Annotated in this window: 25 protein-coding genes and 1 tRNA gene; 15 read left to right on the forward strand and 11 right to left on the reverse strand. The window is 67.9% G+C overall.

The window, feature by feature from the left end; translation table 11 throughout:
* Positions 1–42 precede the first annotated feature (42 nt).
* Complete coding sequence (locus ACIRVH_RS14875) at positions 43–357, reverse strand: ArsR/SmtB family transcription factor (RefSeq protein ID WP_403952540.1); 315 nt, start codon at positions 355–357, stop codon at positions 43–45.
* 104 nt (positions 358–461) lie between these two features.
* On the opposite strand from ACIRVH_RS14875, the gene ACIRVH_RS14880 reads away from it, so the two are divergent.
* From ACIRVH_RS14880 to ACIRVH_RS14895, 4 genes are all read left to right on the forward strand, one after another.
* Positions 462–1,097: a low molecular weight phosphatase family protein gene (locus ACIRVH_RS14880; protein ID WP_403952543.1), complete on the forward strand. Its 636-nt coding sequence runs from the start codon at positions 462–464 to the stop codon at positions 1,095–1,097.
* A gap of 54 nt (positions 1,098–1,151) precedes the next feature.
* Positions 1,152–1,562 (forward strand): arsenate reductase ArsC, encoded by a 411-nt coding sequence (locus ACIRVH_RS14885; RefSeq protein ID WP_403952546.1) that lies wholly within the window; start codon positions 1,152–1,154, stop codon positions 1,560–1,562.
* A 13-nt stretch (positions 1,563–1,575) separates the two neighbouring features.
* Complete coding sequence (trxB, locus tag ACIRVH_RS14890) at positions 1,576–2,562, forward strand: thioredoxin-disulfide reductase (protein ID WP_403952549.1); 987 nt, start codon at positions 1,576–1,578, stop codon at positions 2,560–2,562.
* A gap of 818 nt (positions 2,563–3,380) precedes the next feature.
* Positions 3,381–3,836 carry a hypothetical protein gene (locus ACIRVH_RS14895; RefSeq protein ID WP_403952552.1) on the forward strand — a complete coding sequence of 152 codons (456 nt, stop codon included), beginning with the start codon at positions 3,381–3,383 and terminating at the stop codon, positions 3,834–3,836.
* Positions 3,837–4,094: 258 nt separating this feature from the next.
* On the opposite strand, the gene ACIRVH_RS14900 is transcribed toward ACIRVH_RS14895, so the two are convergent.
* Positions 4,095–4,391, reverse strand: coding sequence for a multiprotein-bridging factor 1 family protein (locus ACIRVH_RS14900; RefSeq protein WP_403952555.1), 297 nt, complete (start codon positions 4,389–4,391; stop codon positions 4,095–4,097).
* Positions 4,392–4,502: 111 nt separating this feature from the next.
* On the opposite strand from ACIRVH_RS14900, the gene ACIRVH_RS14905 reads away from it, so the two are divergent.
* Together ACIRVH_RS14905 and ACIRVH_RS14910 are read left to right on the forward strand one after the other, a co-directional pair.
* Positions 4,503–5,426, forward strand: coding sequence for a hypothetical protein (locus tag ACIRVH_RS14905; RefSeq protein WP_403952558.1), 924 nt, complete (start codon positions 4,503–4,505; stop codon positions 5,424–5,426).
* Positions 5,423–7,219 (forward strand): hypothetical protein, encoded by a 1,797-nt coding sequence (locus ACIRVH_RS14910; protein WP_403952561.1) that lies wholly within the window; start codon positions 5,423–5,425, stop codon positions 7,217–7,219. The genes ACIRVH_RS14905 and ACIRVH_RS14910 overlap by 4 nt, the downstream gene beginning before the upstream one ends.
* Before the next feature lie 194 nt (positions 7,220–7,413).
* Here the strand turns inward: ACIRVH_RS14910 and ACIRVH_RS14915 are convergent.
* Positions 7,414–7,497, reverse strand: a tRNA-Leu gene (locus ACIRVH_RS14915).
* 384 nt (positions 7,498–7,881) lie between these two features.
* Between ACIRVH_RS14915 and ACIRVH_RS14920 the strand changes: the two genes are divergently transcribed.
* From ACIRVH_RS14920 to ACIRVH_RS14950, 7 genes are all read left to right on the forward strand, one after another.
* A complete protein-coding gene (locus ACIRVH_RS14920; protein ID WP_403952564.1) occupies positions 7,882–8,730 on the forward strand; it encodes an FhaA domain-containing protein in 849 nt (282 codons plus the stop codon).
* A gap of 10 nt (positions 8,731–8,740) precedes the next feature.
* A complete protein-coding gene (locus ACIRVH_RS14925) occupies positions 8,741–9,259 on the forward strand; it encodes an FHA domain-containing protein (RefSeq protein ID WP_403952567.1) in 519 nt (172 codons plus the stop codon).
* A 132-nt stretch (positions 9,260–9,391) separates the two neighbouring features.
* A complete protein-coding gene (locus tag ACIRVH_RS14930; protein ID WP_403952569.1) occupies positions 9,392–10,933 on the forward strand; it encodes a Stp1/IreP family PP2C-type Ser/Thr phosphatase in 1,542 nt (513 codons plus the stop codon).
* A 24-nt stretch (positions 10,934–10,957) separates the two neighbouring features.
* Positions 10,958–12,403 (forward strand): FtsW/RodA/SpoVE family cell cycle protein, encoded by a 1,446-nt coding sequence (locus ACIRVH_RS14935; protein ID WP_403952571.1) that lies wholly within the window; start codon positions 10,958–10,960, stop codon positions 12,401–12,403.
* Positions 12,400–13,881: a penicillin-binding transpeptidase domain-containing protein gene (locus ACIRVH_RS14940; RefSeq protein ID WP_403952573.1), complete on the forward strand. Its 1,482-nt coding sequence runs from the start codon at positions 12,400–12,402 to the stop codon at positions 13,879–13,881. The genes ACIRVH_RS14935 and ACIRVH_RS14940 overlap by 4 nt, the downstream gene beginning before the upstream one ends.
* Positions 13,882–14,053: 172 nt before the next feature.
* Positions 14,054–16,039 (forward strand): Stk1 family PASTA domain-containing Ser/Thr kinase, encoded by a 1,986-nt coding sequence (gene pknB / locus ACIRVH_RS14945; protein ID WP_403952575.1) that lies wholly within the window; start codon positions 14,054–14,056, stop codon positions 16,037–16,039.
* 192 nt (positions 16,040–16,231) lie between these two features.
* Positions 16,232–17,263: a restriction endonuclease gene (locus ACIRVH_RS14950; RefSeq protein WP_403952578.1), complete on the forward strand. Its 1,032-nt coding sequence runs from the start codon at positions 16,232–16,234 to the stop codon at positions 17,261–17,263.
* A 102-nt stretch (positions 17,264–17,365) separates the two neighbouring features.
* On the opposite strand, the gene ACIRVH_RS14955 is transcribed toward ACIRVH_RS14950, so the two are convergent.
* The 6 genes from ACIRVH_RS14955 to ACIRVH_RS14980 are packed head-to-tail and all read right to left on the reverse strand — an operon-like array spanning position 17,366 to position 21,655.
* Positions 17,366–18,115 (reverse strand): class E sortase, encoded by a 750-nt coding sequence (locus ACIRVH_RS14955; RefSeq protein ID WP_403952580.1) that lies wholly within the window; start codon positions 18,113–18,115, stop codon positions 17,366–17,368.
* Positions 18,116–18,129: 14 nt separating this feature from the next.
* Complete coding sequence (locus ACIRVH_RS14960) at positions 18,130–19,308, reverse strand: class E sortase (RefSeq protein ID WP_403952583.1); 1,179 nt, start codon at positions 19,306–19,308, stop codon at positions 18,130–18,132.
* The gene (locus tag ACIRVH_RS14965; protein ID WP_145879037.1) at positions 19,305–19,943 is read right to left on the reverse strand and encodes an aminodeoxychorismate/anthranilate synthase component II; all 639 of its coding nucleotides are present in this window, start codon (positions 19,941–19,943) and stop codon (positions 19,305–19,307) included. The genes ACIRVH_RS14960 and ACIRVH_RS14965 overlap by 4 nt, the downstream gene beginning before the upstream one ends.
* The gene (locus tag ACIRVH_RS14970) at positions 19,940–20,137 is read right to left on the reverse strand and encodes a hypothetical protein (RefSeq protein WP_186581498.1); all 198 of its coding nucleotides are present in this window, start codon (positions 20,135–20,137) and stop codon (positions 19,940–19,942) included. The genes ACIRVH_RS14965 and ACIRVH_RS14970 overlap by 4 nt, the downstream gene beginning before the upstream one ends.
* Before the next feature lie 16 nt (positions 20,138–20,153).
* Positions 20,154–20,843, reverse strand: coding sequence for a class E sortase (locus ACIRVH_RS14975; protein ID WP_403952586.1), 690 nt, complete (start codon positions 20,841–20,843; stop codon positions 20,154–20,156).
* A gap of 23 nt (positions 20,844–20,866) precedes the next feature.
* Complete coding sequence (locus ACIRVH_RS14980) at positions 20,867–21,655, reverse strand: DUF881 domain-containing protein (protein WP_403952589.1); 789 nt, start codon at positions 21,653–21,655, stop codon at positions 20,867–20,869.
* Between the two features lie 140 nt (positions 21,656–21,795).
* Between ACIRVH_RS14980 and crgA the strand changes: the two genes are divergently transcribed.
* Positions 21,796–22,050 carry a cell division protein CrgA gene (gene crgA / locus ACIRVH_RS14985; protein ID WP_067299185.1) on the forward strand — a complete coding sequence of 85 codons (255 nt, stop codon included), beginning with the start codon at positions 21,796–21,798 and terminating at the stop codon, positions 22,048–22,050.
* A 261-nt stretch (positions 22,051–22,311) separates the two neighbouring features.
* Here crgA and ACIRVH_RS14990 read toward each other — a convergent pair whose 3' ends face one another.
* Positions 22,312–23,196 (reverse strand): rhomboid family intramembrane serine protease, encoded by an 885-nt coding sequence (locus ACIRVH_RS14990; RefSeq protein WP_403952592.1) that lies wholly within the window; start codon positions 23,194–23,196, stop codon positions 22,312–22,314.
* A gap of 122 nt (positions 23,197–23,318) precedes the next feature.
* Entirely contained in the window at positions 23,319–23,852 is a 534-nt protein-coding gene (locus ACIRVH_RS14995; RefSeq protein ID WP_403952595.1) for a peptidylprolyl isomerase, read from the reverse strand.
* A 242-nt stretch (positions 23,853–24,094) separates the two neighbouring features.
* Here ACIRVH_RS14995 and ACIRVH_RS15000 point away from each other — a divergent pair, with 242 nt between their 5' ends.
* A complete protein-coding gene (locus ACIRVH_RS15000; protein ID WP_403952597.1) occupies positions 24,095–24,796 on the forward strand; it encodes a DUF5324 family protein in 702 nt (233 codons plus the stop codon).
* Positions 24,797–24,975 lie beyond the last annotated feature (179 nt).

The raw sequence follows: 24,975 nt of genomic DNA on the forward strand, positions 1-24,975 counted from the left end.
TGCGTATGGCGACGGGAGGCGGCGATGGACGGGCGCCGGTTTTCAGGGGCAGGAACGCTTGACGTTGTTCTCGGCGGTGGCGCGCGCGGTCTCCGCGAGGTCGGCGAACTGATCGGCGAGCGAGGCGATGACGTCGGGCTTGAGCCGGTAGTAGGTGAACCGGCCGCATGGCTCCGTCTCCACGATCCCGGCCTCGCGCAGCACCTTCAGATGGTTGGAGAGGTTGGTCTGTCTGGCTCCCGTCTCCTCGATCAGGTGCGTGGTGCAGAGCGTCTCCTGGGCGAGCAGGGTGACGATCTGGAGGCGGAGCGGGTCCGCCAGAACCCTCAACAGATCAGTGTCGACTGACGTCAGCATGGACTGATACTCTCACATCACTCCTGACTGATACCAGCCTGGGCTGATCTCTGGGACCCGTATTCCAACCGCCCGTTGGGACCCACACCCCGAAGGGGGCTCCCATGACTGCGTCCCCACCCCCCGTTCTGCCGGACGAACGCCTCGCGGCCGGAATCGCCCGCCTAGCCGTGCGCTACCGCGGGCACTTCGCTCCCGAGACCATCCAGCGCCTGGTCATCGACTCCTACGAGCGTCTCGCCGAGCACGCCCGCGTTCGCACCCACCTGGTGGTGCTGGCCGAGCACCTGACCACCGAGCGCCTGGAAGCACTCGCCCACGTCCAGGGCGCGCCCGGCAGCGGCCTGCCCCGGGTGCTGTTCGTGTGCAGCCACAACGCCGGACGCTCCCAGATGGCCGCCGCCCTCCTCGCCCACCGCGCCGAAGGTCACGTCGTCGTCTCCTCTGCGGGCACGCACCCCGGCGCCGAGGTCGAGCCGGTCGTCGCGCAGGCGCTGACCGAGACCGGCGTGGACCTCACCAACGCGTTCCCCAAGCCACTGACCGACGAGGTCGTGCAGGCCGCCGACATCGTCATCACGATGGGCTGTGGGGACGCCTGCCCTGTGCTGCCGGGTCGCCGCTACCTGGACTGGCCCGTCACCGACCCCGAAGGCGCCCCGATCGCCGTTGTCCGTGGCATCCGCGACGAGATCGACGCCCGCATCACCGAGCTGCTCGCCTCGCTGCCGAGCGCCTGACACCCGTACCCGATCCCGCATCACCTGCTCGATCCCCTTACGAAGGAAGAACCGATGTCCTCCAGCCCGCTCGCCTCCGTGCTGTTCGTCTGCGTCCACAACGCCGGCCGTTCGCAGATGGCCGCCGGATTCCTCTCCCACCTCGCGGGCGACCGGATCGAGGTCCGCTCCGCCGGCTCCATCCCGGGCGACCAGGTCAACCCCGCCGCGGTCGAGGCCATGAACGAGGTCGGCGTCGACATCTCCGAGGCCAAACCGAAGATCCTGACCACCGAGGCCGTCCAGGCGTCCGACTACGTCATCACCATGGGCTGCGGCGACGCCTGCCCGATCTTCCCCGGCAAGAAGTACCTCGACTGGGCCCTGGAGGACCCGGCCGGCAAGGGCGTCGAGGCCGTCCGCCCCATCCGCGACGAGATCAAGACCCGCATCGAGGCTCTGATCGCCGAGATCGACGCCCAGTAGGAGGCGTGACCTCGTGACCGAATCCGGCATACGCGAGGTCATCGTCATCGGCTCCGGCCCCGCCGGATACACCGCTGCTCTCTACACCGCCCGCGCCGAACTCGAGCCGCTCGTCTTCGGCGGCGCGATCTTCGTGGGCGGCGCGCTCACCACGACGACCGAGGTCGAGAACTTCCCCGGCTTCCCCGAGGGCATCGACGGCCCGGACCTGATGGCGAACATGCGCGCCCAGGCCGAGAGGTTCGGCGCGGAAATGGTCGACGACGACATCGTCGAGGTCGACTTCACCGGGGACATCAAGACCGTCGCCGACAGCGCGGGCACCGTCCACCGGGCGAAGACGGTGATCGTGGCGACCGGCTCCGGCTACCGCAAGCTCGGTCTCCCCATGGAGGACGAGCTGTCGGGGCGGGGTGTGTCCTGGTGCGCGACCTGCGACGGCTTCTTCTTCCGCGACCGCGACATCGTGGTGGTCGGGGGCGGTGACACCGCGATGGAGGAAGCCACCTTCCTCACCCGCTTCGCCCGCTCCGTGACCCTCGTCCACCGCCGCTCCATCCTGCGCGCCTCCCAGGTCATGCAGAACCGCGCCTTCGCCGACGACAAGATCTCCTTCGCCTTCGACACGGAGATCGCAGAGGTCAAGGAGAGCAAGGGCATGCTCGCCGGCGTCGTCCTGCGCGACGTCCTCACCGGCAAGACCCGCGACCTGGACGCGACCGGCCTCTTCATCGCGATCGGTCACGACCCGCGTACGGAGCTGTTCAAGGGCCGGCTCGACCTGGACGACAACGGCTACATCAAGGTCGCCTCACCCTCCACCCGGACGAACGTCTCGGGTGTCTTCGCCGCCGGCGACGTCGTGGATCACACCTACCGCCAGGCCATCACCGCCGCCGCCAGCGGCTGTGCGGCCGCCCTGGACGCCGAGCGGTATCTCGCCGCCTTGAGCGACAGCACCCCTGTTCCCGCACAACGGAAAGCCACGGCCGCAGTCTGAACACCAGGCAGCACGAAAGCGGGCCTCGCTCGGTCGTCGAGCCAGGCTCGCTACCTGTGCGAGGCCACCGCCCAGAAGGCTCACGGGGGAAGCCGTGACTGGGCCATCCTGTCTTTCAGCTCGGGAGCTGCCCTGCCGTCGCTCCTTTCACGCCGATCCTGTGTGACAGATACCCGGCCACCTGCCGGGTAGCGTTACCTGGATCCGTGGCTTCCCCGCGCACAGGCTGGCCGTCCCGATGAGTGGGGCAGGGCCCGTCCTCATCGCCTACAAGCTCGGGCAGACATCCACCACCGCCCCAGAGATGCGGGTGCCGGGGCCTCCCCTTATGCCCTTCTTCTGTCCCATAGAGCGCTCAGGCCTCGGAGATGCTCACTGATAGCCGAGCAAGGCCACCTACCTGTGCCCACTGCGACAGAAACCAACCCACTTACCTTCCGACTTACCATTCGACCCTCCACTGCACATATCCGTGGACAAGGAACCCCGATACCAGACCCCCACTCCCTTCCTTTCGGGCAAGTCTCGACATAGGCAGATGCGAGACAACCACCTTGCCGGATTACCCTCAGAGGCCAACCCTTCCCTGCTCAGAGAAAACACCGGAAGACAAACCAGACCATGAAACACAGGTAATCCTCGCGGGAAATAGCCCGGACTCAAACCCGCCACAGCGGTAAGTCACACAGGGGAACATTCCACCTTTTTCGAGCACTCTCGAACCCAAGCGGCAAGGGTAATTGATCACGTCGCCAGTTCGGGTGAAATACCCCTTGCGGAGTCGGTTCCGGATGCCTTGTCATAGGTACGGTTCACCAATGATTGAGAGCCTTGACTGGCATCAATTTGCCAGCGAGCCAGATGCCTACGTCGTGAAGCTCGAGGTGAGGGAGGAGGAGCTGCAGAGGGACCTCTACAAAGTTCGGCAGGAGTTGCGCCTACTGCGCCAGCTCAAGAAGCACAAGGACGTCGCGGAGGATTGGAAGAAGAACGGCATCCCTGACCAGCGGCAGCCAACGTCCGAAGAGGACGAGGAGAACGAGATGGAGGCTCCCAACGGGCATGGGCAGACCCGCAAGGACCGCATCCGCGAGATCATGCGCCAGGATCCGCAGCGCTTCTGGAAGGCGGGCTCCATGGCAGCGGCCCTGGGCGTGCCCACCAAGTCGAAGAGCGTGCGGGTCACGATGGACGAACTGGTGCGCGCCGAGGAACTCGTGAAGCACCCTGGTTCGAATTATCAGCACGCGGCCGGCATCCGACAGAATGTATAGAACCGCCCTCTAGCACCAGCTTTCACAGCACGAGGAAGGCCGCCACGTGGAATCTCTTCCACAGTGGCGGCCCACAGCGACGAACCTCCCGAGAACCTTCCACAGAGCCGGATCAGTTCGTGCCACGCTGTATTTTACGGACGGCTTCGTGCCGCCGGTAGCGCGTTGCGAAATATGGTCCTGCCCTTCGCTCGAAGGGATGACCGCTTCGTGTTCAGCCTCGAACAGCCCTTCTTTCGGCCCTCGTGGCCTGCCTCATCACACTTCCCGCCCCGGCCACAGGTCCACCTCCAGCGCCTTTTCCAGATTGGCGATGGTGAGCAGGTCCGGCCAGGCCTCACCGGCCAGCGCCTTCGCGATGGTGTAGCGGGCGACCCCGCTGCGCCGGGACAGCTCCGCCGCCGACCAGCCCTTCTCATTGATGGCCGTGTGGAGCCTGGCGGCCAACGCCTGGGCAACGCGCGCCCCGTGATGCTCCTCCATGACGGCCTCAGGCCACGCGCCGCTGACGCAGTACGCGCGCGGCGGCAGTCGGCGGGCATCTCCTTGGGGCATGGAGTGAAGTCTGACCCATCCGGTCCTCCCCGGTCGCGCGGGACTGCTGCCGCAGATACATGTTATTCGAATAGCACCCCTCCTGCCGGGGTGCTGGTGTGGCGGCATGTGATGAGTCAGCGCATTGATTCCTATCGCCCGGCCGGCTCCCCCGCGGGGTGGAGCCGCGTCGGCGATGAAGTGCGCCGTGTCGTCCGCCTCGCCGACCCGCTGCTGCCCTACAAGGCGCGTGAACTGCTCTCCGCTCTGACCCAGTTGGCACTCTTCTGCAACGGTGAGGGCCTGCCCGGAAAGGCCGAGCTGTGGCTGTCCCGCGAGGTGATCGAGCGGTTCGTCGCGGTCGGTTGCCCCAACGTCAAAGAGAGCACTCGCGGCAACTACCGGACCAGGCTCCTGCGGCTGAGTGAGATCGTCCTGGGCGGCGCATGCCCGACCGGAAAACCCGCCAAGCTGTCGGCCTCCGTTCCCAACACCCCCTACAGCCGGACTGAACTCGCGGATCTGTGGGGCTGGGCCAGCGGGCAGCCCACCGAGGAGCTCCGCTGGGGCTGCAAGACCCTCATGGCGCTCGGGCTCGGCATCGGCCTCGATTCACCGGAGGTCATCCCGCTGCGCGTCCACGACGCCCGAAGAGCCTCCGGCGGTGACGGCTCCGTCGTCGTGGCCACGCGTGGCCCCCGGAAGCGGGAGATCCTTTGTCGCCGTCCCTGGGAAGGCGTCCTGGCCTCCGCTGCCGGCCGTCTCGACACCACGGGCACCGCCCGGTACCTGTTCCGCCCGAACTGCCACAGCCGCGGCACCAACACCGTCACGAACTTCCTGGCCCGCGCCCAGCCCAACCCGAACGTCCCTCGGCTCGTCATGGGCCGCCTCAGATCGAACTGGCTGGTCGAACTCTTTGAGGAGCGGCTCCCCATCACCGTCATCGTGGCGGCGGCAGGAGTCGACACTCTCCACGGCCTCTCCCGCATCCTGCCGTTCCTGAGTACTGTCCCGGCTGAGGAAGCGGCCCAGTTGCTGCGAGGCGCCCGGTGACTACGTTCCGCGGGCTGACCACCGAGCGCCACGAGCGCCTGATGGCCATGCGCGCGGAGCGCCGGTACGTCACCGACGCCGACGTCGAAGCAGCGGTCGAGGAGGTGGACACCAGTGGACTCGTCCCTCTCCTCGAAGAGTTCGTCCACTTGCCGCGCGGTCGGCGCCGCTCCCTGCACCTGAGAAGCCTTCTGATCGGTCTTCACGTCTGCACCCAGGACACCGGCGGCAAGATCGTTCTGGAACGGGTCACCGACATCCTCTACTTCCGCATCGCGCCGCGGCTGCGCAGGCTGCTGGGCATCGCCGAGTACGAAGACGACGACAGAGGGTTCGAAGCGGCCTACGCCGTCGTCCGCCGGCTCTTCCACGCGATGAAGGAAGCGATGAACCCCTCACCGCTGCCGCCCAACGGACACCTCTCCCGCACGGAGGCCCAGGACCTCGCAGCGGCAGCGGATGCCGACGATCTCGCAGAACGGGAGCGGCGCTTGGCCCTGTTCACCGAGTTCCTGCTCGACGCCTCCGTGCGGCCCCTCCACAGCCTGCTGAGCGAGCTGGCAGAGGTCTCCTTGGGGGTGGACGCCACACCGGTCCGTACGTTTTCTCGAGGCCGCCGCACGAACGGTCCGGAGTTGGCCACGGACCCGGACGCCGGCTGGTACGTACGCGAGGGCGACCACCGGGACCCTGACACGCCGGTCGCCAACTCCATGCGCCCTGCCACCCCGGCCAAGAAGAGTCCGGCGAACGCTCCGGTGCGCGAGAAGAAGCCCTCGCTCAAGAAGAAGTACCTCTTCGGCTACGACGCCCACCTCATCGTGACCCGGGACGCCGAACACGACGCCGTCCTCCTCAAGGACGGCACGCCAAACCCCGAGGTCCTCCCCGCCCTCGTCCTCGGCGCGGCCCTCGACAAGCCCGGTCACCGCCCGGCGTACAACGGCGTGAAGATCCTCAGCCGTCTCCGCGAGCGTGGATACAAACCCGGATTCCTCGCCGGCGACCGCGCCTACAACAACTCCGAGCCCGACGAATGGCAGCTCCCCGTCCGGGCCATGGGCTACAAGCCCGTCTACGACTACCGGGGAGACCAGCTCGGCAAGCAGGGCGGAACCCACGGCGCGATCCTCGTCGAGGGCCGCTGGTACTGCCCGTCCATGCCCCAGCCCCTCATCAACGCCACCCTCGACCTCCACGCCGACCGCATCGACCGCGAAACCTGGGTCCGGCTGATCGCAGCCCGCCGCGGCTACCGCCTGATGCCCAAGGAGAACGCCGACGCCGACGGCTACCAGCGGATGATGTGCCCCGCCGAGGCAGGCAAGGCCCAGTGCCCCATCAAGCCCCGCACCATGGGCCGCGGGATCCATCTCCCCCTGGTCGACCCGGAGCCCAGCCCGGTCGGCCCCCTGAAGGTCTGCCGCCAGCGCACCATCACCATCAGCCCCGAGACCGGCGCCAAGCACTGGCAGGCCCTGGAGTACGGCGGCCCGGAATGGCAGAAGGTCTACTTCCGGCTCCGCAACAGCGTCGAGGGTTACAACGGCTATGCCAAGAACCCCCTCGCCGAGGGCATCGAGTCCGCAGGCTCCCGCCGCATCCGTGGCATCGCGGCACAAACGATCCTGCTCGCCTTCCAGCTGGCCCACGCCAACCGCCGGAAGATCAAGAAGTGGCTGGACACCCTGTCCCTCGGGGGCGAACGACCACGACGGCGCACCCACCACCGCCGTCAGACGAAAGAACCGAAGACCTGGACCCCGACCGGCCACCTCGCACCCGCCGCCTAGCCAGGCGACCCCGATAACAACACGGCATCATCCGCAGCAAAAAGCTTGGCCCCGTCCGTGACATCACTCACGGACGGGGCCAACTGCGTCGATCTCCGGCTGTGCGATCCCTCACAAACCCGGACACAACGAGAAACGGGCCCCTGCGGTGACTTCCGTCACCGGCAGAGACCCGTTTCATCGGTTTCTCTCTGTGCGCGAGGGGGGAGTTGAACCCCCACGCCCTTGCGGGCACTGGAACCTGAATCCAGCGCGTCTGCCTATTCCGCCACCCGCGCATTGGGTGCGTCTTCCGTCTCCGGCCCTTTCGGGCTGGCCCCTTCCGACATCCAGAACATTAGCACGCCGTACGGGGCGGGTTCACATCCCTTCCTGCCGCCCGGCAGCCCCCGTACCGCCCACGTATCGGGCAGTACCTGTTCACGTATCAACCTCGTACCGGACACGGACATCTCCCCAGGAGGCGGACCGGGACCACAGCAGGGTGCGGGACACTGGTCAGTGCCCGCCTCTACGATCCTTGTCCGGAGGAGTTCGAAGGGGAGCTGATCGGGGAACCGGCTGATTGCCGGGCGCGTAGATACGATCAGTAAGCAGTACCGGGCAAGACAGCGGCACAGAGCAGGGCAAGGAAGCAGCGTCAGCGACGGAGGAGGTGCCCCATGGGAGTCCTGAAGAAGTTCGAGCAGCGTCTCGAAGGTCTGGTCAACGGCACCTTCGCCAAGGTCTTCAAGTCCGAGGTCCAGCCGGTCGAGATCGCCGGTGCGCTCCAGCGGGAGTGCGACAACAACGCCACCATCTGGAACCGGGACCGCACCGTGGTCCCCAACGACTTCATCGTGGAACTGAGCACGCCGGACTTCGAGCGCCTCAGCCCCTACTCCGGGCAGCTCGGCGACGAGCTGGCCGGCATGGTGCGCGACTACGCCAAGCAGCAGCGCTACACCTTCATGGGCCCGATCAAGGTCACCCTGGAGAAGGCGGACGACCTCGACACCGGCCTGTACCGGGTGCGCTCGCGCACCCTCGCCTCCTCCGCCAGCCAGCAGGGCGCGGCCCCCTCGGCTCCGGCCGGCCGCCCCGCCCAGGGCGGCTACGGCTACCCGCCCGCCGCTCCCACCGGAGCACCTCCGATGCCGGCCGCGCCGCCGCCCGGCGCGCGGCCCGGCGGCTACGGCTACCCTCAGCCCGCCCCGCAGCGGCCCTCGGCCGCCCCGGCGAGCAGCGGGCGCACCCGCTACTGGATCGAGATCAACGGCAACCGCCACCAGATCTCCCGCCCGACGCTCGTGCTGGGCCGCAGCACCGAGGCTGACGTGCGGATCGACGACCCCGGCGTCTCCCGCCGGCACTGCGAGATCCGGACCGGAACGCCCTCGACGATCCAGGATCTCGGTTCCACCAACGGCATCGTGGTGGACGGGCAGCACACCACCCGCGCTACGCTCCGCGACGGCTCGCGGATCGTCGTGGGCAGCACCACCATCATTTACCGGCAAGCCGAAGGGTGAAGCGGGGGCAATGTCAGAGCTGACCCTCACGGTCATGCGGCTGGGTTTCCTGGCCGTTCTGTGGCTGTTCGTGATCGTGGCCGTGCAGGTCATCCGCAGCGACCTGTTCGGTACGCGTGTCACCCAGCGCGGGTCGCGCAGGGAGGCCGCGCGTCCGCAGCAGGCCGCCCGGCAGCAGTCCGCGCCCCCGCAGCAGCGCGCCCAGCAGGGCGGCGGCGGACGGCGGGGCCGCAACGCCCCCTCCAAACTGGTTGTGACCGAAGGCACACTGACCGGCACCACCGTCGCGCTGCAGGGCCAGACCGTCACCCTGGGCCGGGCACACGACTCCACGATCGTGCTGGACGACGACTACGCCTCCAGCCGCCATGCCAGGATCTACCCGGACCGCGACGGCCAGTGGATCGTCGAGGATCTCGGCTCCACCAACGGCACCTATCTGGACCGGTCCCGGCTGACGACCCCCACACCGATCCCGCTGGGCGCGCCGATCCGCATCGGCAAAACCGTCATCGAGCTGCGGAAGTAGTACGACAATGAGCGAGCGGAGCGAGCACGCAGCGGCAGGCCGCACCCCGGTCTCCGGCGCGCTCCCGACCGGAGGGTGGGCAGTGTGGCTCGACACGACCGGCTGTACCCGGAGCCGACTGGCGAGGTGCGCATGAGTCTGTCACTGCGCTTCGCCGCCGGATCGCACAAAGGCATGATCCGGGAGGGCAACGAGGACTCCGGTTACGCCGGTCCGCGCCTGCTCGCCATCGCCGACGGCATGGGCGGTCAGGCGGCGGGCGAGGTCGCCTCCTCCGAGGTCATCTCCACCCTGGTCACGCTCGACGACGACGTGCCCGGCTCCGACATCCTCACCTCCCTCGGCACCGCCGTGCAGCGCGCCAACGACCAGCTGCGCGCCATGGTCGAGGAGGACCCCCAGCTCGAGGGCATGGGCACCACCCTCACCGCCCTGCTGTGGACCGGGCAGCGGCTCGGTCTCGTGCACGTGGGCGACTCGCGGGCGTACCTGCTGCGCGACGGGGTGCTGACCCAGATCACCCAGGACCACACCTGGGTGCAGCGGCTCGTCGACGAGGGCCGGATCACCGAGGAAGAGGCCACCACCCACCCGCAGCGCTCCCTGCTGATGCGCGCCCTCGGCAGCGGCGACCACGTCGAACCCGACCTGTCGATCCGCGAGGTCCGGGCCGGCGACCGCTACCTGATCTGCTCCGACGGCCTGTCCGGCGTCGTCTCCCACCAGACGATGGAGGAGACCCTCGCCAGCTACCAGGGCCCGCAGGAGACCGTGCAGGAGCTGATCCAGCTCGCGCTGCGCGGCGGCGGCCCCGACAACATCACCGTCATCGTCGCCGACGTCCTCGACCTGGACACCGGTGACACCCTCGCCGGGCAGCTGTCCGACACCCCGGTCGTGGTCGGCGCCGTCGCCGAGAACCAGCACCACCTGCACGACAACGGCATCATGCAGACCCCCGCCGGCCGCGCCTCCCACCTCGGCCGCCAAGGCCACGGACAGGGCGGCGGCGAGTTCGGCCCGCCCGGCTCCGGCGACACCGGCTACATCCCGAGCGGCAGCTTCGGCGACTACACCGACGAGGACTTCGTCAAGCCGCGCAAGGGCCGCACGTGGCTGAAGCGATCCCTCTACGGCGGCCTGGCCCTCGCGGTCATCGGCGGCGGCCTGTACAGCGGATACCGCTGGACACAGACGCAGTACTACGTCGGCACCAACGGCGAGCACGTGGCGCTGTACCGCGGCATCAGCCAGGACCTGGCCTGGGTGTCGCTCTCGAAGGTGGAGAAGGACCACCCCGAGATCGAACTCAAGTACCTGCCGCCCTACCAGCAGAAGCAGGTCAAGAACACGATCGCCGCAGGTGGTCTGCAGCAGGCGCAGACGAAGATCGAGGCACTGTCCGTGCAGGCCTCCGCCTGCAGGAAGCAGTCGGAACGCACGGCCGCGGAGACCGAGAAGAACGCCAAGACGGGCCAGGGCGAGGCCGGAGGCACCACGGGAACCACCCGTACCTCCCTCACGTCCAAGGCATCACCGACGCCGAACCCGTCGGCCTCCACGAAGTCTCCCTCGTCCAAGTCCCCGACCCCGACCGCGACCGCCACGCCCAACCCCGGCCCGAGCCTCTCCGAGGATGAGCAGAAGGTCGTCGATCAGTGCGGCAAGCAGTAAAGCCGTGAGAGGCCCTGTCACACGATGAGCAGTACTTCGAATTCATCGACCCACCACACGTCCACGATCGGCGCGATCGGCGCACCGAGCCGCCGCAACACCGAACTGGCCCTGCTGATCTTCGCCGTGGTCATCCCGGTGTTCGCCTACGCCAACGTGGGCCTGGCCCTCAACGACCAGGTGCCCGCGGGCCTGCTGGCCTACGGCCTGGGCCTCGGCCTGCTGGCCGGCATCGCCCACTTCTGCGTGCGCAAGTTCGCCCCGTACGCCGACCCACTGCTGCTGCCCCTGGCCACCCTGCTCAACGGTCTCGGCCTGGTCGCCATCTGGCGGCTCGACCAGTCCAAGCTGCTCCAGGGCATCGGCGTGGCCGGCGGCAAGGCGACCAACCAGCTGATCTACACCGCGATGGGCATCGCGCTCTTCGTCGCCGTGCTGTTCTTCCTCAAGGACCACCGCACGCTGCAGCGCTACACGTACATCTCCATGGCGGCCTCGCTGTTCCTGCTGCTGCTCCCGCTGGTCCCGGGCCTCGGCGCCGACGTCTACGGCGCCAAGATCTGGATCCAGGTCGGCAGCTTCACCATCCAGCCCGGTGAGTTCGCCAAGATCGTGCTCGCGGTCTTCTTCGCCGGCTACCTGATGGTCAAGCGGGACGCGCTGGCCCTGGCCAGCCGCCGCTTCATGGGCCTGTACCTGCCGCGCGGCCGCGACCTCGGCCCGATCCTCGTCGTCTGGGCGATCTCGATCCTCATCCTGGTCTTCGAGACCGACCTCGGTACGTCGCTGCTGTTCTTCGGAATGTTCGTCATCATGCTGTACGTCGCCACCGAGCGGACCAGCTGGATCGTCTTCGGTCTGCTGATGTCCGCGGCCGGCGCCGTCGGCGTGGCGAGCTTCGAGCCGCACATCCAGGTGCGTGTCCAGGCCTGGCTCGACCCGATGCACGAGTACGTGCTCAGCCGCACCCCGGGCGTCCAGGGAGTCCACTCCGACCAGCTGCAGCAGGCCCTGTGGGCGTTCGGCTCCGGCGGCACCCTCGGCACCGGCTGGGGCCAGGGCCACTCCGAGCTGATCCGGTTCGCCGCCAACTCCGACTTCATCCTCGCCACCTTCGGCGAGGAGCTGGGCCTGGCCGGCATCATGGCGATCCTGCTGATCTACGGCCTGATCGCGGAACGCGGCGTGCGCACCGCCCTCGCCGCCCGCGACCCGTTCGGCAAGCTGCTCGCCATCGGCCTGTCCGGCGCCTTCGCCCTCCAGGTCTTCGTCGTGGCCGGCGGTGTGATGGGGCTCATCCCGCTGACCGGTATGACGATGCCGTTCCTCGCCTACGGCGGCTCCTCCGTGATCGCCAACTGGGCGCTGATCGGCATCCTGATCCGCATCAGCGACACCGCCCGCCGGCCGGCGCCCACGCCCGCGGCCAACCCCGACGCCGAGATGACCCAGGTGGTCCGCCCGTCATGAACAAGCCCCTGCGCCGGATCGCGATCTTCTGCGGACTCCTCGTGATGGCCCTGCTGATCCGCGACAACTGGCTCCAGTACGTCAAGTCCGACTCGCTGCGCACCGACAAGGACAACCGCCGGGTCGCCATCGAGCGGTACGCGAACCCGCGGGGCGACATCATCGTCGACGGCGACCCGATAACGGGATCCGTCGAGTCCAAGAGCGGCGACTTCAAGTACAAGCGCACGTACAAGAACGGGCCCATGTGGGCCCCGGTCACCGGCTACTCCTCGCAGGCCTTCGACAGCAGCCAGCTGGAGAAGATCAACGACGGCATCCTCACCGGCAACGACGACCGGCTCTTCTTCCGCAACACCCTCGACATGATCACGGGCAAGCAGAGGCAGGGCGGCAACGTCGTCACCACGCTCAACGCGGCCGCGCAGAAGCAGGCGTACGAGGGCCTCAAGAACCAGGGCGGCAAGGGCGCCGTGGTCGCCCTCGACCCGTCCACCGGCAAGATCCTCGCGCTCGCCTCGTACCCGTCGTACGACCCCTCGTCCTTCGCGGGCAACTCCACCGACGTGGACTCCAAGAACTGGACCAAGCTCCAGAAGAAGAACAACCCGGCCGACCCGATGCTGAACCGGGCGCTGCGCGAGACCTACCCGCCGGGCTCCACCTTCAAGGTGGTCACGGCCGCGGCCGCGCTGGAGAACGGGCTGTACAAGTCGGCGGACGAGAACACCGACTCCCCGCTGCCCTACGTCATGAAGGGCACCACGACCGAGCTGAAGAACGAGGGGAACATCCCCTGCAAGAACGCGAACATGCGTGAGGCGCTGCGGGTCTCCTGCAACACCGTCTTCGGCAAGATCGGCGCCGACCTCGGCAACGACAAGATGCTGGCCGAGGCCCAGAAGTTCGGCTTCGACTCCGAGCAGTTCACCCCGGTCCGCGCCAATGCCTCGGTGTTCTCCGAGCACATGAACCCCTCGCAGACCGCCCTGTCCTCCATCGGCCAGTACAACACCGCGGCCACCCCGCTGCAGATGGCCATGGTCGCCTCGGCCGTCGCCAACGACGGCAAGCTGATGAAGCCGTACATGGTCGACGAGCTGCAGTCCTCCAACGTCGACCCGGTCGCCAAGACCGAGCCGAAGGAGCTGAGCCGGCCACTGTCGCCGACGAACGCGCAGATCCTGCAGTCGATGATGGAGACCGTCGTCAAGAGCGGCACGGGTCAGAGGGCGCAGATCGGCGGCGGTGTCACCGTCGGTGGCAAGACGGGTACCGCCCAGCACGGTGTGGCGAACAGCGCCAACCCGTACGCGTGGTTCATCTCATACGCCAGGCTCAGCGACGGCAGCTCGCCGGTCGCCGTGGCCGTGGTGGTCGAGGACGAGAACGCCAACCGCGACGACATCTCCGGTGGCGGCCTGGCCGCCCCGATCGCGAAGAACGTCATGGAGGCGGTCATCAAGTCCCAGAAGTGACCCTGCACACGTCCCCTTCACATCGTTGCACGTTGCGATACCGGTCCTGTATCGGGTTACGGGCTTGGCCAGGTCACACAACGCGAGCCGGGTACGGTAGGCCCGGACGGCAGCCTTCGGCCGCACACGGACGTGCGCGGCCGAGACCGACGGAGAGGGCTGGTAGGTAGCTATGGAAGAGCCGCGTCGCCTCGGCGGCCGGTACGAGCTGGGCCAGGTGCTCGGCCGTGGTGGCATGGCGGAGGTCTACCTCGCGCACGACACCCGGCTCGGCCGCACCGTGGCGGTGAAGACGCTGCGCGCGGACCTCGCGCGCGATCCGTCCTTCCAGGCCCGCTTCCGCCGGGAGGCCCAGTCGGCCGCCTCGCTCAACCATCCCGCGATCGTCGCGGTCTACGACACGGGCGAGGACTACATCGACGGGGTCTCGATCCCGTACATCGTGATGGAGTACGTCGACGGCTCGACGCTCCGTGAGCTGCTTCACTCCGGCCGCAAGCTCCTGCCCGAGCGTGCGATGGAGATGACCATCGGCATCCTCCAGGGCCTGGAGTACGCCCACCGCAACGGCATCGTCCACCGTGACATCAAGCCGGCGAATGTCATGCTGACGCGCAACGGCCAGGTCAAGGTGATGGACTTCGGCATCGCCCGGGCCATGGGCGACTCCGGCATGACCATGACCCAGACCGCGGCGGTCATCGGCACGGCCCAGTACCTCTCCCCGGAGCAGGCCAAGGGCGAGCAGGTCGACGCCCGGTCGGACCTCTACTCGACCGGCTGTCTCCTGTACGAGCTGCTGACGGTGCGGCCGCCCTTCGTGGGCGACTCCCCGGTGGCCGTGGCCTACCAGCACGTCCGCGAGGAACCGCAGGCGCCGAGCGTCTTCGACCCCGAGATCACCCCCGAGATGGACGCCATCGTCCTGAAGGCGCTGGTCAAGGACCCGAACTACCGCTACCAGTCGGCCGACGAGATGCGCGTCGACATCGAGGCCTGCCTCGACGGCCAGCCGGTCGCGGCAACGGCCGCGATGGGCGCGGTCGGCTACGGCGGCTACCCCGACGACCAGCCGACGACGGCACTGCGTCCGGGCGCCGACGCGGGAGCGACGACCATGCTCCCGCCGATGAACCCGGACGAGGGCGGCTTCGGCTACGACGACCGCCCCGACCGGCGCCGCCAGCAGAAGAAGAACAACACCTCCACGATTCTCCTCGTGGTCGCTGCCGTCCTGGTCCTGATCGGCGCGATCCTGATCGGTAAGTGGGCGTTCAGCGGCAAGAAGGCGGACGAGACCTTCCCGGCCCCGAACTTCGTAGGCAACAGCTACCCCACCGCCCAGAAGATGGCCGAGAACTCGGACCTGAAACTGGCGCCGCCCACCCGCAAGCCGTGCGACGACCAGCCGAAGGGCAACGTCTGCTCCCAGAACCCCACGCAGGGCACGGACGTGAAGAAGGGCCAGACGATCACCTTGGTGGTCTCGACCGGCGCACCCAAGGTCACCGTGCCGGATGTCCGCGGCATCCAGTTCGACGACGCCGAGTCCCAGCTGAAGGACAAGGGCTTCACGGTCGAGAAGAAGGTCGAGGTCTCCACGCAGACCCCGGGTGTCGTCACCAACGAGAACCCCCCGGGCGGCACGAAGAAGGAGAAGGGCTCCACGATCACGCTCACGGTCGCCAAGGCCGAGGAGAAGATCACGATCCCCAGCGACCTCGTCGGCAAGTCCTGCGACGACGCCAAGACCGAGCTGCAGAACCTGGGCCTGGTGCCGACCTGCAACGACACCGCCACGAACAACCCCGACGACAACGGCAAGGTCCTCTCGACCAACCCGCAGGCGGGCGAACAGGTCTCCAAGAACACCAACGTGGTGATCAACGTCGGCAAGTCGCAGGACGACCAGGGCGGACAGACGCAGGTCCCGCAGGTCGTGCAGCAGAAGCTGAAGGACGCCCGGAACATGCTTCAGCAGGCGGGGCTTCAGGTCGCCGTCCAGGGCTCCCAGGACGACAACGCCATCGTCGTCACCTCCAACCCGCAGCCGGGCACCACGGTCAACCAGGGCGACACGGTCACCCTGTTCACGGTGGACCAGGGCGGCAACGGCAACAACGGCGGGACGAACATCTTCGGCGGCACCAGCGGCTGACACCCCGCACACGCGGATGGGCCCCTGCCGGGACTTCCCGGCAGGGGCCCATCCGCGTGTGCGGCACGGACTGCGATCGCACGGCAGTTCCTCCGTCGATCGTGTCTTCATATGCCACTACTCGTTGATCGGGTGGGGTGGGGACTCGCAACTCTGCCCCGGCCAGATGGCCACGACCCGAAGGGGCAGAACATGATCAACGAATCAGCGTTGCTGGAGTCGAAGACCCTCCGCAGCAGTGTGCTGGACCGCACGGACGTGCTGGACCGCGTGAAGGCACTGTCACTGCTGCCGGACGGGATGCACGTGACGACGGCGATGGTGGCGGCGTACTTCGAGGTCACCGTCAAGACACTCGAATCCGTATTGGAGGACCACCGAAGCGAGCTGGAAGTCAGCGGATACCAGGTTCTGACAGGCAAGCGACTGGCCCTCTTTAAGGGGGCCAGTGGGATCCAGTCGCGCTCCAGGGCACTCGCCCTCTTCTCCCGCCGAGCCGTCCTCAACATCGCCATGCTGCTCCGGGACAGCGAAGTCGCACGTCAGGTGCGTGTGTACCTCCTGGACATGGAGTACCTGGCACGTACACAACCTGTGGACAACTCCGTCCACAGCGAAGTCGTCTCCCTCGACGACCGCATCGACCAGCGCATCACCCACATCCTCGGCAAGACGGTCGTGCCGATGTTCAACGCCCTGATCGAAACATCTGGCGAGCACCGCAAGGAGCTGATCGCTCTTCGCTCGGGAGTCCAGCGCATCGAGCGCCGACTCCACCAGCACCACGCACGGCTGCAGAGGCTCGAGGGGGTACGAGACGACCGACCCGCCGTCGGAGTCATGGCCGCCATGGACGTCATGAACGGCCGCACGTTCGAGCAGCACATCGCCAAACTGCTGCGACGCGACGGCTGCACCAACGTCGTCGTACAGGGCGGGCACGGAGACCGGGGCGTCGACATCATCGGGCTCACGGCCGACGGGCGACGCCTCGTTGTCCAGTGCAAGAGGCTCGCGCCCTACCTCTCCATCACCAGCCCCGACCTGCAGAAGTTCGTCGGCGCGGCCAAGGTTCTGTACAGCGCAGAGGTGGCCCTCTTCGTGGCGACCTGCCCCTTCACCCCTGAGGCCCTGCACATCGCCGCCGAGGCAGGGATCACCGTCGTACACCGTGGGGTGCTGGAAGAGTGGAGCGCCGGCGAACCGCTGAGGGTTCTGGAGTAGGCACCGCCTGACCCGAAAGAGGCCCGAAGCCGCAAAGGGTAGTTGCGGCTTCGGGCCTTCGCCATGCTAGGTGACTGAGCTCCCGCAAGGAACTCAGTCACCTCAGCGCAGCTCCGCCGGCGGCGTCCGCTTGCTGTCCACCTTCTCCACGCGGACCAGCTCGCCCCACACCACATAGCGGTACTCGGACGTGTAGACCGGGGTGCACGTCGTCAGGGTGATGTAGTGGCCCGGCTTCTTCTTGCCGGACTCCTCGGGGATCTGGGAGAGGACCTTGACGTTGTACTTCGAGGTCTCGGGGAGGATCGAGTACACCTTGTAGACGTACCAGTCGTCCTTCGTCTCGAAGACGATCGGGTCGCCCTTCTCCACCTTGTCGATGTTGTGGAACTTCGCGCCGTGGCCGTCCCGGTGGGCGGCGAGGGTGAAGTTGCCCTTCTTGCCGGTCATGGGGAGCGTGGCCTTGCCGGGGTCCGTGTAGTAGCCGGCCACGCCGTCGTTGAGGACGTCCGTGCCCGTGCCCTTCTCGACCAGCACCTCACCGTTGCGCATCGCCGGCACGTGCAGGAAGCCGATGCCGTCCTTGGTGTCCAGCGCGCCGGGGCCCGAGTCGGTCGCCTGGGCCCAGTGGTCGCGGACCTTGTCGGCCTGTCGGTCCGCCTTGCGGTCCGCTATCACGTTCGTCCACCAGAGCGAGTAGACGACGAACAGGCCCAGCAACACTCCTGCCGTGATGAGGAGTTCACCGAAGACGCTGACCGCCAGGGCGATCCGGCCGGGCCGGCGGCGCGGGGCCGGGGCCGCGTCGGACGCGTCGGTGTGCTCTTCGGTCTCGTCGGCGGTCGCTGCCACTTGTTCCCTCTGCCTTACTCGATGAGCGCGTCCGGCTTGCCCTTGCTGCGCGGGCGTTCCTCGACCATCTTGCCCCAGACGATCAACCGGTACTTGCTGGTGAACTCCGGCGTACAGGTGGTGAGGGTGATGTACCGGCCCGGCTCGGTGAATCCGGAGCCCCTGGGGATCGGATTCAGCACGCCGGTGTTGGACGGCGGGGTCACCGGCAGCATCGAGGTCACCTTGTACACGAAGTACGTGTCCTGCGTCTCGACCACGACCGGGTCGCCGGCCGTGAGCCTGTTGATGTACCGGAACGGTTCACCATGGGTGTTGCGGTGCGCCGCCAGTCCGAAGTTGCCGGTCTTCGCGTCCGGCATCGCCGTCTTCAGCGCACCCTCGCCGTAGTGCCCGACCATGCCCTTGTCGAGCACCTTCTTGTTGCTGACGCCCTCCGCGATCGGCGCCACCACGTCCAGCTTCGGGATGTGCAGGATGGCGAAGCCCTGCCCCGGCTCGAACACCCCGGGGGCCCGCTTGCCGCTGGCCCAGTCGTCCTGCAGCTGGTGTGTCTCGCTGCCCGCCTGCGCATGGGCACGGACGTTCGTCCACCACAGCTGGTACGTGACGAACAGCAGCATCAGCACACCGGTGGTGATGAACACCTCGCCGATCGCCCGGCTCGCGACGACGGCCGGGCTCGGCCTGCGCAGCCGCGCCTGGCGCCGGGCCTCGACACGGGAGAGCGGCCGCTGCGACGCCGACGCCAAGGAGGTGTCCGGCCCGCCCGCCGGCCGGACGGTCCCGCCATGGCGGCCGCCGCGCCGCTTGGCGGCCTTTCTGCGGGCCGCACGGCCGCCCGGTGTGGTTCCGGTGACGGACGAGGCCGAGGAGGCCGCAGAGGCACGCAGAGGCCCGCTCTCCGGGCCCGGCGCCGGATCGGGGATCCGCAGCGCCACCGTCTCGTCGTCGATCGGCGTCAGCAGCGCGGTCGCCCGCTCGTCCACCGAAGCCGTCGAACGCATCGCAGGCGCCTGATACGACTGATACGACTGATGTGCTTGAGGCACCTGATGCGCTTGAGGCGCCGAAGCCATCGGAGGCATCGGCGCCGTAGGGGGGTCGCCCGCGGCCGCATACGGCGCAGAGCCGTAGGACTCGTACGGTGTCTCCCCGTACAAGTCCTCGCGCTCCGGGCGCAGCGCGGTCACGCCGTGGCCCTGCCCACCACCGGGGCGAGCCCCGCAGACCTCGCCACGGCACCCTGGTCGCCGCACTCCACCAGCCAGTTGGCCAGCATCCGGTGCCCATGCTCGGTCAGCACCGACTCGGGGTGGAACTGCACGCCCTCGACCGGCAGTTCGCGGTGACGCAGGCCCATGATGATGCCGTCGTGCGTGCGGGCCGTGACCTCCAGCTCCGCCGGGACAGTGGCCGGCTCGGCGGCCAGCGAGTGGTACCGGGTCGCCGTGAAGGGCGAGGGCAGCCCGGCGAAGACGCCCTTGCCCTCGTGCTCCACCGGAGAGGTCTTGCCGTGCAGCAGCTCGGGCGCGCGGTCCACCACACCGCCGTACGCCACCTGCATCGACTGCATACCCAGGCAGACACCGAAGACGGGAACACCGGTCGCGGCGCAGTGGCGGACCATGTCCACGCACACCCCGGCCTCCTCCGGCGTCCCGGGCCCGGGCGAGAGCAGCACGCCGTCGAAGCCGTCCTGGGCGTGCGCCGTCGACACCTCGTCGTTGCGCAGCACCTCGCACTCGGCACCCAGCTGGTACAGGTACTGGACGAGGTTGAAGACGAAGCTGTCGTAGTTGTCGACGACGAGAATCCGCGCACTCACTGGTTGTCCACCGTCACATCGTTGAAGGGCAGCAGCGGTTCGGCCCAGGGAAAGACGTACTGGAAGAGGACATAGATCACGGCCAGGACCAGTACGAGTGAGATCAGCGCCCTCACCCACGCGTTCCCCGGCAGATGCCGCCAGATCCAGCCGTACATGCCGTCCCTTCCGTTCCACCACGGCACCTGACTCACGCCGTACTGCACCAGACTAACGGCGCAGCGCCTTCGGTTCGCCTGACTCCACGGGCTGGGTGGAGTCAAGGTGCGCCCACACGATCAGCCGGTGACTGTGCCCCCATTCCGGATCGCATGTGGTCAGCGTCAGATACCGGCCCGGACGTGCGTACCCCGACTTACGTGGCACAGGGTCGATCACCTCAACGTCCGTCGGCACGGTTTTGTAGGGCCCTTTGTCGATCCGATACGTGAACCAGGTGGTTCCGTCCGTGAGCACCACCGCGTCACCCGGCCGCAGCCGCGGGAAGTCCTTGAAGGGGTCACCGTAGGTGCGCCGGTGACCGGCGACCGCGAAGTTGCCCTCCTGACCGAGCCGGGCGGTCCCGGTGTAGTGGGCGAGGCCCTTCTTCAACACGTCGGTGCCCGTGCCCTCCAGCACCGGCTTGTTCCACGTGGAACCGAGCCGCGGGATGTACATGATCGCGAACGGCTCGCCGTAGTGGTACGCCGCCGGATCCGCCGCGCTCGGCGCCGCCCCGGTGCTCCCCCCGGCGGGCCGGACCCTCTCCTTCGACCACTGCTGGTGCAGTTGGTCGATCTGGTCGTTCATGACGCCGTCGGCCTGGACGCCGGTCCAGAACAGCACGTAGACGACGAAGAGCACGATCAGGGTGCCGACGGTGATGCACAGTTCGCTGACGGTCCGGACGATCACGCGCACCGGCGGCTCCTGACGGGGTGGACCTACTCCACTGGCTTCGCGTAGTGCAGATCCACTGTGCCCGAGTAGCCCGGCAGAGTCACCGTCCCGTCCTCGGTGACTTTCCAGCCGAGGCCGTACACGTTGACGTACACCATGTAGGTCTGGATCGCCTTGCTCGCGGCGAGCGCCTGCTGCAGCTTCCCGGGGTCCCCGATGGCGGTGATCTTGTACGGCGGTGAGTAGACGCGGCCCTGGAGGATCAGGGTGTTGCCCACACAGCGCACCGCGCTGGTGGAGATCAGCCGCTGGTCCATGACCTTGATGCCCTTGGCCCCGCCCTGCCACAGGGCGTTGACCACGGCCTGCAGGTCCTGCTGGTGGATGACCAGGTAGTCGGGCTGCGGCTCGGGGTAGCCGGGGAGCTTGGCGGTCGCGTTCGGCGGGGCGTCGTTCAGAGTGACGCTGATCGCCTTGCCGCTGAGCTTCTCGGTGCCCGTGGTGTCCTCCAGGCCCCGCAGCTTCTCGTCCTGGGCCCTGGTGCTCCCGTCGTCGCTCTCGGCGAGCGCGTCCACGCTGTCACGCAACGTGGCGTTGGACTCGTCCAGCTCCTTGTTCTTGCGGCTGCGCTCCTGGATCAGGTCGGACAGCTTCAGCAGGGAGCCGTCCTGGCGGATGTCGGTGCCCTTGGCCGTGTTGAAGCTGGTGAAGAAGATGAGCCCGGCCAGAGCGAAGACGGCGACGGTGAGGAGCCGCACCGGGCGGATGCGAAGTCCACGAGACGGGCCGGAACCCGTTGATCCCGTCCCGGGAGAGTCGGCAGAATTGCTCAACGTACCCTTATCTCCTTCGGCGCCGCGGAAGCACTACGCTAACGGACGCCCGGGGGAGCACTAAGTGTCCCCTTGTACGCTGCCCCGGACCGACCCAGTTACCTGCGCGGCCACGCAGCGCATCGACAGGAGAGACCCTCGTGCCGAAGTCACGTATCCGCAAGAAGGCCGACTACACGCCGCCGCCCGCGAAGCAGGCGCAGGCCATCAAGCTCACCAACCGCGCCTGGGTCGCGCCGGTCATGCTGGCCATGTTCCTCATCGGCCTGGCCTGGATCGTCGTCTTTTATGTGAGCAACGGCTCGCTGCCGATCGACAGCCTGGACAACTGGAACATCGTGGTCGGCTTCGGCTTCATCGCCGCCGGGTTCGGCGTCTCCACGCAGTGGAAGTAGCGGGTCACGCGCCAGCTCTGCCCAGGGCTGTTCACTGAGTTATCCACAGGCTGGTTCGATTTCCACACCCCACCTGGGGAAAAGACTACGATCTGTGGATAACCCATCGGACGTTGACGCCGGTGTGACAGCCCTACTGGCCTTCACACACCCGTTCGCCCCCTGCCCGACCTGCGGAAACGCATCCGAGCGGCAGGGGGCACAGCTGTTCCCGCACAGCGTGCACAAGATCCGGCACACGCTGTGGACAACGGTTCGGTATCAGGTGAGTTGAGCCGTCCTGACCAGCACCATGACCACCACCACGGCCATGACGAGCACACAGGTGCCGTACTGGACCAGCGTCCGCTTCTCGCGCGGGGCGTGGACCATGGCGTAGCCGGTGACGACACCGGCTACCAGGCCGCCGATGTGGGCCTGCCAGGCGATGTTGTGGAAGCCGAAGGTGAAGATCAGGTTGATCACCAGCAGGGCGATGATCGGCCGCATGTCGTAGTTCAGCCGGCGCATCAGGACTGCGGTCGCGCCGAACAGGCCGAAGATCGCACCGGAGGCGCCTAGTGAGGCCTGCGACGGGCCTGCGAGCAGATACGTCAGCGCACCGCCGGCCAGCCCGGAGACGAAGTACAGCGCGAGATAGCGGGCGCGGCCGAGGGCCGCTTCCAGCGGGCCGCCGATCCACCACAGGCTGAGCATGTTGAAGCCGATGTGCCAGGGCGCCTCGTGTGTGAACATCGAGGTCACGAAGCGGTACCACTCGCCGTCGACGACGCCCATCGTCGGCTGGTAGGGCTTCGGGGGCCACTGGCCGATCAGGACCAGGTCGTTGAGCAGCGAGCTCTTGGCCTGTACCGCGATGAACACGGCGATGTTGATCCCGATGAGAATCTTGGTGACCAGTCGCGGGTCGGCCGTGACCGTCCCGCCCGCCACGGTGCGCGGCTGGGACGCGGCCGGGGCGTGTCCCGTGCCGGAGCCGCTGCGCACGCACTCGGGGCACTGGAAGCCGACCGAGGCGCTGACCATGCACTCGGGGCAGATGGGGCGCTCGCAGCGGGTGCAGCGCACGCCGGTCTCGCGGTCCGGGTGCCGGTAGCACCCGGGCAGGCTCCGGGCGTCCTGCGTACTGCCTTCGGCCTGTTCCATGAGTTCCCCTTGTTGGTCGTGGCCTGTCCCCCGGCCCATACCCCGCCCCGCTCTTCCCTACGGACGAGCGGGACGTTTGGTTCCCTGTGGTTCTCCGGGGCGGATGCCGGGTGTGCCCGGGCTCAGCCCTCGCGCTTCGCCACGACGACCGTCTCGATGACGACGTCGTCGACCGGCCGGTTGTTCGGGAGGGTGGTGGGCGCGGCGGCGATCGCGTCCACGACCTTCTGACTGGCTCCGTCCGTGACCTCGCCGAAGATCGTGTGCTTGCGGTTCAGGTGTACGGCGGGGCTGACCGTGATGAAGAACTGGGAGCCGTTGGTGCCCGGTCCCGCGTTGGCCATGGCGAGCAGGTAGGGGCGGTCGAAGCGCAGGTCCGGGTGGAACTCGTCCGCGAACTCGTAGCCGGGGCCGCCGATGCCGTTGCCCAGCGGGTCGCCGCCCTGGATCATGAAGCCGCCGATGACCCGGTGGAAGATCGTGCCGTCGTAGAGCTTGTCGTGGCTCACCGCGCCGGTGCCCGGGTGCGTCCACTCCCGCTCGCCCTGAGCGAGCTCGACGAAGTTTCTGACCGTCGCGGGCGTGTGGTTCGGGAACAGCCTGACCACGATGTCGCCGTGGTTGGTCTTCAGGGTGGCGTAGAGCTGCTCGGCCACGACATGCCTTCCGTTGTCCTCGTGTGACTCCCCGATCCTCGCACGCTGGGGGCCGGCGACGCCCGGGTGCCGTGAGTTCCGCCGCGGAGGGAGCGCGCGGCGGCTATTCGTGGCAGGGTCGACTGGAAGCCCTTGTTGCACCCATATGCCCGCCCTCGCATGACGCGCGGGCTGTTGGCAGGCATGATCCTTAAAAGGGTGGAAAGGCGAATTACCGTACGCCACCGAGGAGGAGGAAACCCGTGACCCGCATCGACAGCGTGCGCGCCGCGACCGGCTCGGCGAAGGACAGCGTGCTGCACGCCGCGGAAGTGGTGGCGCCCTACGCCGACACGGCCAAGGAGCGTGCCGCGTACTACGCGCAGGAGGCACGCGTACGGCTGGCGCCCGTCGTGTCCCAGGCCGCCGAACAGGCCCGCGTGCAGTACGACGCCCGGCTCGCCCCGCGGCTGGAGCAGGCCCTTGCGCATGTGCCGCCGAAGGTGGACCTGGCCGCGCAGGAGGCCGCCGACCTGACCCGGAAGGCTGCCCGGCAGGCGGCCGAGTACTCCCGTCCGAAGATCGAGCAAGCGATGGCCGCCGCCGCTCCGGTGGCGGACGAGGCTGCCGCGCGGGGTGCCGCCGCGCTGGTCGCGCTGCGTGGTCAGGTCTCGGCGCAGGAGATCCAGAAGCTGGCCCGCAGGAATGAGCGGCGTTCCCGGCGGGGTCGTGCTCTGAAGGTGCTGGCGCTGCTCGGCCTGGTGGCGGGCGGCGCGTTCTGTGCCTGGAAGTGGTGGGACAAGCAGGCCAATCCCGACTGGTTGGTGGAGCCGCCTGCCGCGACGGAGGTGCCCGAGTCCGGTCGGTTGAGTTCGGTGGACGGCACCGGCACCTCGGTGCTGGACCCGGAGGTGCAGGCGAAGCAGTCCGAGGAGGACGCGGCCGACCGCGACGACAAGGACTGAGGCGGGCCGGCACCGTCCGGGTGCCGGTTCGGGTGCCGGCTGGGCCGTGGGGGGGGGGGCCGGGGGGGGCCCCCCCCCCCCCCCGCGGGGGGGGGCCCCCCCGTGGGTTACGGGTGGGGGCCGCCCAACCCCCCTGTATTTTATTTAAACCCCAAATCGACAAAAGTTTGTATTCAATG

This window comes from Streptomyces sp. NPDC101165, from assembly GCF_044768135.1.
Lineage (GTDB): Bacteria > Actinomycetota > Actinomycetes > Streptomycetales > Streptomycetaceae > Streptomyces.